This window comes from Salmonella sp. SAL00653 (assembly GCF_046552515.1).
Classification (GTDB): domain Bacteria; phylum Pseudomonadota; class Gammaproteobacteria; order Enterobacterales; family Enterobacteriaceae; genus Salmonella; species Salmonella enterica.
Genome location: NZ_JBGDTY010000015.1, coordinates 34,317 through 46,210, shown reverse-complemented (window position 1 = coordinate 46,210; position 11,894 = coordinate 34,317). Strand labels below are relative to the sequence as shown.

Here is an 11,894-nt window from a genome sequence, read left to right as displayed (position 1 = left end):
TCATGTCCGCTGTTGCGGTGACTTCGTGTTAATCTTAACGTTATTACGGCATTGGCACGTCAGAACAAGTTCTGAGAGGTGAATCCGCTGAGTATAATGATCTTAGCGATGATTTCGACGACTCAAGAGAATAAATGACGTTTAAGCCATGAAACAAGCTAAATTCCAGCAAAAAAATGGGTTTTTACGGGCGTATTTAAAGTGATAATCATAAGATATCTGGTGCGGGAGACGCTCAAAAGCCAGCTGGCGATACTCTTCATCTTACTTTTGATCTTCTTTTGTCAAAAGTTAGTGAGGATTCTCGGCGCGGCGGTTGACGGCGATATTCCCGCAAATCTGGTGCTCTCGCTTCTGGGGCTGGGCGTACCGGAAATGGCGCAGCTCATCCTGCCTTTAAGCCTGTTCCTGGGGCTGCTGATGACGCTGGGCAAACTGTATACCGAAAGTGAAATTACGGTCATGCACGCCTGTGGGTTGAGCAAAGCCGTGCTGGTAAAGGCCGCCATGGTACTGGCGTTATTTACCGGTATCCTTGCGGCGGTTAATGTGATGTGGGCCGGCCCCTGGTCGTCAAAACACCAGGATGAAGTGCTGGCGGAGGCGAAAGCGAACCCCGGTATGGCGGCGCTGGCGCAGGGGCAATTCCAGCAGGCGACCAACGGCAGCTCGGTGCTGTTTATCGAAAGCGTTGACGGCAGCGACTTCCACGATGTTTTCCTGGCGCAAATTCGCCCTAAGGGCAATGCTCGTCCTTCTGTGGTAGTGGCCGATTCCGGACACCTTACTCAGTTGCGCGATGGTTCCCAGGTTGTCACCTTAAACAAAGGGACGCGTTTTGAAGGGACGGCGTTGCTACGCGATTTTCGCATCACCGACTTCCAGAACTATCAGGCGATTATTGGCCATCAGGCCGTGGCGCTGGACCCGAACGATACTGACCAGATGGACATGCGCACGCTGTGGAATACCGACAACGATCGCGCTCGCGCCGAGCTGCACTGGCGTATCACGTTAGTCTTTACCGTATTTATGATGGCGCTGATGGTCGTGCCGCTCAGCGTGGTGAATCCACGTCAGGGGCGTGTCTTGTCTATGTTGCCCGCCATGCTGCTTTATCTGCTGTTCTTCCTGATCCAGACCTCCATTAAATCGAATGGCGGTAAAGGCAAACTGGACCCGGTTATCTGGATGTGGGCGGTCAACCTGATCTATCTGGCGTTGGCGATTGGTTTAAACCTGTGGGATACGGTGCCGGTCCGCCGCCTGCGTGCCCGTTTTCTGCGTAAAGGAGCGGTATAATGCAGCCATTTGGTGTACTTGACCGCTATATCGGTAAAACCATTTTTACCACCATCATGATGACGTTGTTCATGCTGGTGTCGCTCTCCGGGATCATCAAGTTTGTCGATCAGCTGAAAAAAGCGGGGCAGGGTAACTACGACGCGCTGGGCGCGGGTATGTACACCCTGCTCAGCGTACCTAAGGATATCCAGATCTTCTTTCCTATGGCGGCGCTGCTTGGCGCGCTGCTGGGACTGGGGATGCTGGCGCAGCGTAGCGAACTGGTGGTGATGCAGGCATCGGGTTTCACCCGTATGCAGGTGGCGCTGTCGGTGATGAAAACGGCTATCCCCCTGGTGCTGTTAACCATGGCGATCGGCGAATGGGTCGCCCCGCAGGGCGAGCAGATGGCGCGTAACTATCGTGCGCAGGCGATGTATGGCGGCTCGCTGCTTTCCACCCAGCAAGGTCTGTGGGCGAAAGACGGGAATAACTTTGTCTATATTGAACGGGTGAAGGGCGACGAGGAGCTGGCCGGCATTAGCATTTACGTTTTCAACGATCAGCGTCGTTTGCAGTCGGTGCGTTACGCCGCTTCGGCAAAATTCGACCCGGAGCATAAGGTCTGGCGTTTGTCGCAGGTGGATGAGTCCGATCTGCAAAACCCGAAACAGATCACCGGTTCGCAGACGGTGAGCGGCACCTGGAAAACGAATCTGACGCCGGATAAGTTAGGCGTGGTGGCGCTGGACCCGGATGCGCTTTCCATCAGCGGTCTGCATAACTACGTTAAATATCTGAAGTCGAGCGGACAGGACGCCGGACGTTATCAGCTCAATATGTGGAGTAAAATCTTCCAGCCGCTCTCCGTGGCGGTGATGATGCTGATGGCGCTGTCGTTTATCTTTGGCCCGCTGCGTAGTGTGCCGATGGGCGTGCGCGTGGTGACGGGGATTAGCTTCGGCTTCGTCTTCTACGTCCTCGACCAGATTTTTGGCCCGCTGACGCTGGTATACGGCATTCCGCCGATTGTCGGCGCGCTGCTGCCGAGCGCGTCTTTCTTCCTGATTAGCCTGTGGCTAATGCTGCGTAAGTCGTAATCACAGGCCGCCATCCGGCAATGCAGTAAAGCGCAGTGCCTGATGGCGCTGCGCTTATCAGGCCTACCATGACCCGTAGGCCTGATAAGTCCTTTCCGCCGCCATCCGGCAGATAGCCTGGTATTCCTCGAATGATGTAGTGCGTAACCTGACGCGTGGCGCTTTTGGCTACGCGTTAAGCTCAGGCAAGCTGCGGGAAAAAGTAGATCAAAAAATTTATAACGTGCTGCCGTGATAAATCTGATAACCCAAATCAATCGTATTATGGTTGAGATCATTATTTTTAATTTTGTTGAGCAACATCTGCGCGGCTCTGCGCCCGATCTCAAAACGAGGGGTAATTACGCTGGCGAGGCTCGGTATCATTTGCCTGCCCATCTCCAGACCGTGGAAGCCGGCGATGGAGATCTGCTCCGGTACGGCCAGTTGACGCTCGCGGCACCACAGTAGAGCGCCCATTGCGATATCGTCATTAGTACAAAAGACGCCATCCACGTCCGGGTGCGCAGCAAGCGCATCACGCATTAGCTGTATCCCCAGATGGATAGAGGAGATAGCGCGGGGATTGATGCGCAACGGCGCCAGCCCCCGGCGCGTCATTGCATCGCAGTAGCCGTGATAACGCTGCTCATCACGGATATCGTCTTTTGAACCCAGATAGAGAATTTTCCGCCGCTGGCGTTTATCCAGCATGGTGCTGACCATATCAAAGGCGGCCTGACGGTTATCAAACCCCACCTCCATATCTAAGCGATCGCCCTGGATATCCATGAGTTCTACAATCGGAAGGGTAGCTGAGCGCAGGAATTTGACGGTTCTGAGGGTATGATATTTTTCTGAAAGAATAATGCCGTCGATATTGTAAGACAGTAAATTGATAACGGACTCTTCTTCCGAATCGCGATTGTAATTGTAATTCGCAATGAGAGTTTGGTAGTTATGACCCGACGTTACGGATTCAATCCCGGCAAGAATGTCGGCAAACAACTGGTTCTGAAAAGAGGGGATCAGCACGCCCAGAGTGTAACTTTGCGCGTTTAACAGCATAGCTGGCGCGCGATTTGGTATGTAGTTAATTTCCTCCATGATCTGCGCAATACGCTCGCCGGTTTCCCTGGCGACTTTTTTCGGCGAGCGGATGTAACGGCTCACCGTCATTTTTGTCACGCCTGCAAGCGTAGCGATATCCTGCAAAGAAATTCTGTGATTCCTCATGTTTTCTCCAGTACCGGGGGCGGGAACGTCGCCCCCATGGTTAATTGGGCTGCGGATGATGAATTAATGCAGAACCGCATTCAGCGCCAGTACGCCCAGCAACCCCATGACAGAAATCAATGTTTCCATAACGGTCCAGGTGCGTAGGGTTTCCCCGACGCTAAGATTAAAATACCCTTTAAACAGCCAAAAACCGGGATCGTTAACATGTGATGCAATAACGCTTCCTGCGCCTGTCGCCAGTACCATTAACGCCGGATCGGCGTGGGTTACGTTAATAATCGGCAATACGACGCCCGCTGTGGTTATCACGGCCACGGTCGCGGAACCTAACGCAATACGCAGCACGGCGGCTACCGTCCAGCACATTAATAACGGAGATAGCGAGGTGCCGGTCATTAATTGCGAGATATATTGGCCCACGCCGCTATCCACCAGCACTTGCTTAAACGCGCCGCCGCCCGCGATGATAAAAACAATCATCGCAATAGCGCCAATGGACTCGCCGACGATATCCATCACCTGCTCAACCGTACGTCCATTGCGTCGGCCCAGCGTAAAAATGGCGATGATAATGGCAATAAACAACGCCACTGCTGGATTACCAATAAATTCGAAGAAAACCCGCACGGCATTCGTTTTTGGCAGCGTGATTTCACATACCGCTGCGATGGCCATCAGAATGACCGGGATCACGGCGGCAAAAATACTGTTCCAGAATGACGGCATCTCCTCTTCACTGAATAGGTGAGGATTAAATAATCCTTCAGGCGGCGCTTTCTCAAAGCGCGCCAGCAATTTTGAAAACAGAGGGCCGGCAACAATCACGGTCGGTATGGTAATGATTAACCCATACAGCAGGGTCGTACCGAGATTTTCCTCAAAAATTGTCGCAATAGCGGTAGGGCCGGGATGCGGCGGCAGGAAGCAGTGCGTAACGGATAAGGCGGCGACCATTGGAACCCCGACATACAGCAAGGGCAGTCCCGATGAGGCCACAATCGTAAAAACGAGCGGCAACAGCAGTACGAATCCGACTTCAAAAAACATTGCCAGGCCGACGATAAGCCCGGTGATCACCAGCGCCCATTGCACGCGTTTTTTGCCGAACGTATTAATGAGCGTCGTCGCAATGCGCTGCGCGGCGCCGGTATCGGAAATTAATCTTCCCAGCATCGCGCCAAAACCGAGGATCATGGCGAGTCCGCCCAGAGTACCGCCAATTCCGTTTTGTATGGAGTGCAGGACGTCTTGCGCGCCCATCCCTTCGGCAAATCCCACCACGGCGGCAACCAGAACAAGGGCGATAAAGCCGTTAACTTTAAAGCCAATCATTAAAACCAACAGCAGCGCAACGCCTGCCGCAATAATTATTAATGGCATATTCGTCTCTCTTATTAGCGCCAAAATAGCAGCGCTTACGCGCTGCGTCGTATTTCCCTGGTCAGACGGCAACCAGCATACCGCCATCGACAAACAGCAGATGTCCGTTAACAAAGTCGGAGGCTTTTGACGAGAGAAACACCGCTGCGCCAATAAGCACCTGGGGATCGCCCCAGCGTGCGGCAGGCGTACGTTTGCATAGCCAGGAGGTGAAGGCTTCATCTTCAACCAGCGCTTTGGTCATCTCCGTTTTGAAGTACCCCGGCGCAATACCGTTGACCTGGATATTATGACGCGCCAGCTCCACGCACATGCCGCGAGTCAGCATCTTCACGGCACCCTTCGACGCGGCGTATGGCGTAATCGTGTCGCGGCCCAGCTCGCTTTGCATCGAACAGATGTTGATCACTTTTCCTGCCTGCCGCGCCACCATACGGCGCGTAACGGCCTGAGAGACGAGAAAAACCGCGGTCTGATTTACGGCGATGACATCATTCCACTCCTGCTCGGGAAACTCAGTAAACGGATGACGGCGCTGGATACCGGCGTTATTTATCAGGACGTCAATGGCGCCGATATCTTTTTCGATATGTCCAACCGCAGCTTCAATGTCCTGTTTATGGGTGACATTAAAAGGAGCGGCAATAGCCTTTATTCCTTCCTGCTGAAGTTTCGTCACGGCTGTTTCGGCGCGCTCCGGGGTAATATCGTTAACAATAATGCGCGCGCCATAGCGACCAAGACCGGTCGCCAGCAAATAACCAATTCCCTGAGCGGCTCCGGTGATAAGGATATTTTTACTTACCAGTGAAAAAAGATCGTTCATGATAGTGTCCCTTATTTTACTTTCTCAGAAAACGAGCTGAACTTTTGCCGCCTGTGTTTTGTCTCCGGCAAAGATCAGCGCTGCTTCCAGGTCGGTAAATGGATATTCCGCGCTTAGTAACGGCAGCGGATTGATAACGCGGTTGGCAAGCCAGGAAACCGCAGTATTAAATTCGGTAGTAAAGCGGAAAGAGCCTTTCAGGGAGATCTCTTTGCTTATTACCATCATCATCGGGAAGTTGGGAACTGCGCCGCCCATGCCAACCTGCACCATCACGCCTTTTGCCCGTGTGACTTCCAGACACGTTGAGATTGAGGAAGGATGCCCAGAGACTTCAAAACTGATATCGAAATACCCTTTTTCTGCTTTCCAGCCATCAAGAGAATCATGCTGTGGGTTCACCAGCGTATCCGCGCCCATCTGCCGGGCCAGCGAGAGAGAACGGGTACTGATATCGGCACATACCACTTCCGCCGCGCCCAGCGTTTTTACCGCGCTAACAATCAGGCAGCCGATAGGACCAACGCCGGAGATAAAGACGCGTTTGCCCTGCAGATCGCCCGCCTCATGAGCCGCATGAATGGCAACCGCCAGCGGTTCGGCAAAGGCCATGGCTTTTTCGTCCGCCTGTTCCGGCCAGGGAATGCACTGAGCGGTATCGACAGCTTTAAATCGGGTAAAACCGCCATCGACATGCGGAAAATACATGGCGCTGCCAAAGAAGCGCATTTCAATACAGTGGTTTTCTTCATGCTGCAGACAGTATTTGCAATGACCGCAAGGCTTCGATGGATTAATCGCTACCGGTTGTCCTTCTCGTAATAAATCTGAGTCGCTACGAACGATTTTGCCAATCACTTCATGCCCTAAAATCATTGGCGCTTTTACTGTAAAATTGCCGACTTTGCCTTCCTGATAATAATGTAAGTCAGACCCACAAATGCCGCCACGGGTAATTTGTACGAGTGTTCCTTTATTATTCCATTCAATATTTTGTTCCGTAACGGCAACAGCACGCTTACCCGCAACAACGCAGGATTGAGTTTTTACTTCCATAAATTCCTCACTGGTCAGGTAGTTACCCTGAACGCATTTAAGCGGTTTTATTTGTCATTATTTGTGACTTATGTCACGCTGGAAAATTGTTACACTACAATGTTACGCATAACGTGATGTGCCTTAGAGTTCTTCTCTATGGAAATTAAAAAACGTGAAATTGTCGAACGTAGAGGCGTAATATTGTGGAGTGGAATATGACTCAGAGGTATTTAAATGGCCGGGGAAAGCTATATTTTAATGGGTGTTTCAGGTAGTGGTAAGTCTTTAATAGGCAGCAAAATTGCAACATTATTTTCTGCGAAGTTTATTGACGGCGATGATCTCCATCCGGCGAAAAACATTGATAAAATGTCTCAGGGAATACCGTTAACTGATGAAGACCGCTTACCTTGGCTGGAACGATTAAATGACGCTTCATACAGTCTTTATAAAAAAAATGAGACGGGATTTATTGTCTGCTCGTCATTAAAAAAACAGTACCGCGATATTTTACGTAAGAGTAGCCCTAACGTACATTTCCTGTGGCTCGACGGCGATTACGCTACCATTCTGCAGCGAATGCAGCGTCGTGCCGGGCATTTTATGCCGCCAGACCTGCTGCAAAGTCAGTTTGACGCGCTGGAGCGACCGTGTGCCGATGAACATGATATTGCGCGTATCGATGTTAATCATGACATCGAGCACGTGACGGAGCAGTGCCGACTGGCTGTACAGGCTTTTCGTCAGGCACTCAGCGCTTCCTGATCATTATCAAAGCGCTGAGTCAGGCGGTCAGAAGTCAGCTTTTAGCACTACACGATAGCGGGCTTTGCCGTCGCGGACGTGCTGGATAGCCTCGTTGATTTGTGACATTGCGAACAGTTCCGTGGTGGGCGCGACTTTACTGCGTCCGGCGAATTTCATCAGTTTGCGAAGTTCATATGGCGTTCCGGTTGCCGAGCCTGAGATACTGCGATCGCCGGCAATTAATGTAAACGCCGGTACGGGCAGCGGCTTCAATACGGCCCCAACGGTATGGAAGTTACCGCCATACGTCAGCGCTTCGAAGTAGGGCTGCCAGTCGAGATCGACGTTGACCGTGTTAATAATGAGATCGAACTGGCCCGCCAGTGCTTTTAACGCTTCCGGATCGCGGCTGTTCACCACGTTATTGGCCCCCATCGCCAGCACTTCCTGCTCTTTCGATGGATTTGAGCTGAACGCGGTGACTTCGCAGCCCATTGCGTGTAACAGCTTTATGGCGATATGCCCCAGCCCGCCGATACCGATGACGCCAACGCGGCTGGTAGCAGTAATATGGTGCATCAATAGCGGTTTAAAGACCGTAATGCCGCCACATAACAGCGGGCCTGCGGACGCCGTATCTATATTCTCCGGAAGAGGAATTACCCACTGCCAGCCCGCGCGAAGCTTCTCGGCAAAACCGCCACGATTGAGGATAGTGGGCACTGCGCCTTCCTGGCAGTTAATTTGATTGCCGCTGATACAGGCATCGCAGTGTCCGCAGCTGCGCGCCGTCCAGCCGATTCCAACGCGCTGGCCGACTTTTAGCCCCTTATCCTGTGCCGCGCTGCCGAGTGCGGCCACCCGACCGATGACCTCATGTCCGGCAACCAGAGGGTATTGAGAGAACCCCCATTCATTGTCGATCATCGACAGATCGGAATGGCAGATCCCGCAGTAGTCGACCCGTACCTCGACATCTTCCGGTTGGAGTTCTCCCGCATCATATTCATAGAGTTCGAGCTCGCCGCCCGCCTCTTTGGCGGCATAGCTTTTTATTATCGTCATTGTGTTTCCCTTAATGTGGTGTTGAACTGAAAAGTGTAGAGCATGGAGGCAAGGGACGCCCGGCGTTAATCTGCTGGAGAAGGCGGGAAGTAGCCTGATTATTCTATTTAATACTCAATGCTGCTGAAATTTTCAGCACTTAGCGAAACAGGTGTACGCTCGTGCTTGCATGGCGGCGTATGACAGGTATAATCCACAACGTTTTCCGCATACCTCTTCAGTGCCGAAGTGGCGAAATCGGTAGACGCAGTTGATTCAAAATCAACCGTAGAAATACGTGCCGGTTCGAGTCCGGCCTTCGGCACCATACAAAGCTTTTTTCAAGTCTACTAACGTCTACTTTAGTCCATAAAAACAGTAAGTTAAGCAGGTTTCTAGCTTTTCTTAGTCTCTCAACGTCTACTCAATTCCTTGAACATATACCAACTGATGATGGTATAACTGATGGTATTCCCAGTTCGATTGATTTTGGTACCAGCACTGGAGGTATCAACTGATGGCCCTTACCGATATCAAAGTTAGGACTACTAAGCCTTCCGACAAACCCTTCAAACTTACAGATGGGCAGGGTATGCACCTGCTGATCAACCCCAATGGTTCAAAATACTGGCGACTCCAATACCGTTTCGGGGGCAAGCAGAAAGTTTTAGCATTGGGTGTTTATCCAATGGTCTCTCTTGGTGAAGCCCGCAGGAAGCGAGATGAAGCCAAAAAGTTGGTATCTGATGGTATCGACCCTTCTGAGAAGAAAAAAGCAGATAAGATTGAGCAAAGCGAAGCCCTGACATTCGAAGCTGTTGCGAGAGACTGGCATACTGCCTGTAAAAGGAAATGGTCAGATTCCCATAGTGAAAGGGTTTTAAAGAGCCTTGAAGACAACCTTTTCTCTTCCATAGGACAGAGAAAAATAGCCGAGCTTAAAACTAAGGATCTTCTCGATCCAGTCAAAACTGTTGCGGCTTCTGGACGACTAGAAGTAGCTGCACGTCTGCAACAACGAACCACAGTAATAATGCGATATGCCGTCCAGAATGGCTTAATTGATTATAATCCAGCACAAGAGATGTCTGGAGCAATTGCTGTTGCGAAACGAACCCACAGGCCAGCATTACCATTTGATAGGTTCTCAGAGCTTTTAGAGCGCATCGAGAGTTTTAAAGGTAGGAAACTTACTAAATTAGCTGTGAAGCTGACATTGCTCATTTTTATCCGTTCCAGTGAACTCCGATTCGCAAGATGGTCGGAGATCGACTTTGTAAATGCGATGTGGACTATCCCAGGAGAACGCGAGCCATTACCAGGGGTCAAACATTCCCATCGAGGCTCAAAAATGAAGACTCCACACCTCGTGCCGTTAAGTCGTCAGGCTTTAGAACTTCTAAAAGCCATCAGAGAAATCAGTGGGGAATGCGACCTTGTATTCATTGGCGATCATGATTTCAGAAAACCTATGAGCGAGAACACAGTGAACAAGGCACTAAGGTCGATGGGGTATGACACAACCGTTGAGGTATGTGGGCATGGGTTCAGGGCGATGGCTTGTAGTGCCTTAATCGAATCAGGAAAATGGTCAAGGGATGCTGTTGAACGGCAGATGAGCCACCAAGAGCGAAACTCCGTTCGTGCTGCCTACATTCATAAAGCAGAACACCTCGATGAGAGAAAGCTTATGTTGCAGTGGTGGGCTGATTATCTTGATGAAACAACTAAGAGAAGAATTGCACCTTTTGATTTTGATAAATAACTGATTTTTATAAATATAATGGCGTATTCAATAACCAATTGAAACGCCATTTTTTTATTTGCGATTTATGTGCTATTACGAAGTAAGACTTTTTACAACGGAGTGGCATTAATGAAATCTTGGGTAAAAATGAATAGTTGGACATCAGAAGACACTAAAGCAGTGAAAACGTGGTTTGATTTAGACAAATATCGCGAGTTTGAAAACATTTCTATTAATATGCTTTACCATGAAATATGGGCGAGAACATATTTCTTCAAACCAGTAATAGAAGAAGGAATGCAGAAAACGGTATTGAAAAACTATATGCAGATATTGGATGGTGATCCTTTTCTTATCAAAGAGAAGCACTTAAATTATATGGATTCCGAAAATAAATCATATCAACCCCCATACTTTTTTATTACTACTGTTGATCGAATAGCAAATATCAGTTTTGCTTGCATGAGAAAGGCTTTATTCATAAGAGCAAATACAGAACAATATAAAATTGATTCCACTATTGAGAATGAATACATATCCGAAATAATTCCTGAACAATTTCCTACTACCATTATGTTAGAAATCGATCTTGCGGGTGGAAGCGATGATGAGATAGCAGAAGCCCTGCGAGTATCATTACCGCAATGGCGAAAAGTAAAGGGCGTTAAACCTGCACCACTTGATGCAGTCAGGTTTGGTTATGGGGCAATAAAAAAATTAATTAGCTATCGAATAATCCCCATGCTTGATTTGCTTGCATGGTCAGAAAGAAAAAAAGTACTTCTGTCAGACGATAGACTATCCCGATTGCTATACACGGATGAAGACGATGATAAGGCAATTCGCCAAGGATATCATATTAGGGATGCGGATCGCCCTTTCGCAATGAAAACTGTAGAAACTGATTTTCTTAGGCAGTTTAATTTTTTTATCAATAAAAATCAGCATGTTAAAGAAATGAGGGTTTCGGATGTTATGAAACTCTCAGACTCTGAGTGATATGAATCTCCATAGACTCATAGTTTCGAGCCAAGGATGGCTCTGGTGTTCGTAATCTCGCTTCATCCATTTGAAATTCATTTGTATTCTATCCCTGTAGAAACAACAGAGGACATACATATGGAAAATCAAGCTCGTCTCATCCGTTTACCAGAAGTCATGAAGAAAACTGGATTTGGTAAAGCGTGGATCTATAGGCTTATCAGCAAGGGATGTTTTCCTCAACCAGTAAAAATTGGTCTTCGTGCAGTAGCCTTTGTAGAAAGCGAAGTAGATAAATGGATTCATGAAACGATTAATTCTTCGAGAAATAAAGTTTCTTAGGAAATAAATAAAAAATATGAACACAAATTGTTAGAGTTGAGGATTGATGTTAATTAAGAGACGATTATGGTTATTAATATAATTTATGAGGTTGAAGCCATTTTAGACAATAGGGTAATAAAAGAGGGTCGATTTAGAAGCAATTATGCATAGTTATTCGAAATATTAACTAATTAATTAGAGAATA

At 49.0% G+C, this 11,894-nt stretch carries 12 protein-coding genes and 1 tRNA gene; 8 read left to right on the top strand and 5 right to left on the bottom strand.

Annotated features, from left to right (window positions below):
• The first annotated feature begins 87 nt into the window (after positions 1–87).
• The 3 genes from ACLJRU_RS16985 to lptG all read left to right on the top strand — a co-directional run bounded on the left by ACLJRU_RS16985 (position 88) and on the right by lptG (position 2,384).
• A complete protein-coding gene (locus tag ACLJRU_RS16985) occupies positions 88–138 on the top strand; it encodes a hypothetical protein (RefSeq protein ID WP_212724070.1) in 51 nt (16 codons plus the stop codon).
• Positions 139–201: 63 nt separating this feature from the next.
• Positions 202–1,302: an LPS export ABC transporter permease LptF gene (lptF, locus tag ACLJRU_RS16980; RefSeq protein ID WP_000584132.1), complete on the top strand. Its 1,101-nt coding sequence runs from the start codon at positions 202–204 to the stop codon at positions 1,300–1,302.
• Positions 1,302–2,384, top strand: a complete 1,083-nt coding sequence (gene lptG, locus ACLJRU_RS16975) for an LPS export ABC transporter permease LptG (RefSeq protein ID WP_023235494.1) — start codon at positions 1,302–1,304, stop codon at positions 2,382–2,384. Before lptF ends, lptG begins: the two co-directional genes overlap by 1 nt.
• A gap of 216 nt (positions 2,385–2,600) precedes the next feature.
• Here lptG and ACLJRU_RS16970 read toward each other — a convergent pair whose 3' ends face one another.
• The 4 genes from ACLJRU_RS16970 to idnD all read right to left on the bottom strand — a co-directional run bounded on the left by ACLJRU_RS16970 (position 2,601) and on the right by idnD (position 6,864).
• Positions 2,601–3,599, bottom strand: coding sequence for a LacI family DNA-binding transcriptional regulator (locus ACLJRU_RS16970; protein WP_001244061.1), 999 nt, complete (start codon positions 3,597–3,599; stop codon positions 2,601–2,603).
• A gap of 63 nt (positions 3,600–3,662) precedes the next feature.
• Complete coding sequence (gene idnT, locus ACLJRU_RS16965) at positions 3,663–4,982, bottom strand: gnt-II system L-idonate transporter (protein ID WP_023235495.1); 1,320 nt, start codon at positions 4,980–4,982, stop codon at positions 3,663–3,665.
• A gap of 61 nt (positions 4,983–5,043) precedes the next feature.
• Positions 5,044–5,808 (bottom strand): gluconate 5-dehydrogenase, encoded by a 765-nt coding sequence (idnO, locus tag ACLJRU_RS16960; RefSeq protein WP_410957183.1) that lies wholly within the window; start codon positions 5,806–5,808, stop codon positions 5,044–5,046.
• 24 nt (positions 5,809–5,832) lie between these two features.
• Positions 5,833–6,864 carry an L-idonate 5-dehydrogenase gene (idnD, locus tag ACLJRU_RS16955; protein WP_000453360.1) on the bottom strand — a complete coding sequence of 344 codons (1,032 nt, stop codon included), beginning with the start codon at positions 6,862–6,864 and terminating at the stop codon, positions 5,833–5,835.
• A gap of 216 nt (positions 6,865–7,080) precedes the next feature.
• Here idnD and idnK point away from each other — a divergent pair, with 216 nt between their 5' ends.
• A complete protein-coding gene (idnK, locus tag ACLJRU_RS16950) occupies positions 7,081–7,611 on the top strand; it encodes a gluconokinase (protein ID WP_000896756.1) in 531 nt (176 codons plus the stop codon).
• Between the two features lie 27 nt (positions 7,612–7,638).
• Here idnK and ACLJRU_RS16945 read toward each other — a convergent pair whose 3' ends face one another.
• On the bottom strand, positions 7,639–8,658 hold the full coding sequence (locus ACLJRU_RS16945; RefSeq protein ID WP_000152565.1) for an NAD(P)-dependent alcohol dehydrogenase: 1,020 nt from the start codon (positions 8,656–8,658) through the stop codon (positions 7,639–7,641).
• A 222-nt stretch (positions 8,659–8,880) separates the two neighbouring features.
• Between ACLJRU_RS16945 and ACLJRU_RS16940 the strand changes: the two genes are divergently transcribed.
• From ACLJRU_RS16940 to ACLJRU_RS16925, 4 genes are all read left to right on the top strand, one after another.
• Positions 8,881–8,965: transfer RNA gene (locus ACLJRU_RS16940), tRNA-Leu, on the top strand.
• A 189-nt stretch (positions 8,966–9,154) separates the two neighbouring features.
• Complete coding sequence (locus tag ACLJRU_RS16935) at positions 9,155–10,402, top strand: tyrosine-type recombinase/integrase (RefSeq protein ID WP_023235496.1); 1,248 nt, start codon at positions 9,155–9,157, stop codon at positions 10,400–10,402.
• A gap of 111 nt (positions 10,403–10,513) precedes the next feature.
• Positions 10,514–11,383 (top strand): DUF6387 family protein, encoded by an 870-nt coding sequence (locus ACLJRU_RS16930; protein WP_023235497.1) that lies wholly within the window; start codon positions 10,514–10,516, stop codon positions 11,381–11,383.
• A 120-nt stretch (positions 11,384–11,503) separates the two neighbouring features.
• Entirely contained in the window at positions 11,504–11,707 is a 204-nt protein-coding gene (locus ACLJRU_RS16925) for a helix-turn-helix transcriptional regulator (protein WP_031606683.1), read from the top strand.
• The last annotated feature ends 187 nt before the right edge of the window (positions 11,708–11,894 follow it).

Coding starts and splice junctions, on each gene's coding strand:
- lptG (WP_023235494.1), top strand. CDS start 1,302: ATGCAGCCATTTGGTGTACTTGACCGCTATATCGGTAAAACCATTTTT.
- ACLJRU_RS16970 (WP_001244061.1), bottom strand. CDS start 3,599: ATGAGGAATCACAGAATTTCTTTGCAGGATATCGCTACGCTTGCAGGC.
- idnT (WP_023235495.1), bottom strand. CDS start 4,982: ATGCCATTAATAATTATTGCGGCAGGCGTTGCGCTGCTGTTGGTTTTA.
- idnO (WP_410957183.1), bottom strand. CDS start 5,808: ATGAACGATCTTTTTTCACTGGTAAGTAAAAATATCCTTATCACCGGA.
- idnD (WP_000453360.1), bottom strand. CDS start 6,864: ATGGAAGTAAAAACTCAATCCTGCGTTGTTGCGGGTAAGCGTGCTGTT.
- idnK (WP_000896756.1), top strand. CDS start 7,081: ATGGCCGGGGAAAGCTATATTTTAATGGGTGTTTCAGGTAGTGGTAAG.
- ACLJRU_RS16945 (WP_000152565.1), bottom strand. CDS start 8,658: ATGACGATAATAAAAAGCTATGCCGCCAAAGAGGCGGGCGGCGAGCTC.
- ACLJRU_RS16935 (WP_023235496.1), top strand. CDS start 9,155: ATGGCCCTTACCGATATCAAAGTTAGGACTACTAAGCCTTCCGACAAA.
- ACLJRU_RS16930 (WP_023235497.1), top strand. CDS start 10,514: ATGAAATCTTGGGTAAAAATGAATAGTTGGACATCAGAAGACACTAAA.
- ACLJRU_RS16925 (WP_031606683.1), top strand. CDS start 11,504: ATGGAAAATCAAGCTCGTCTCATCCGTTTACCAGAAGTCATGAAGAAA.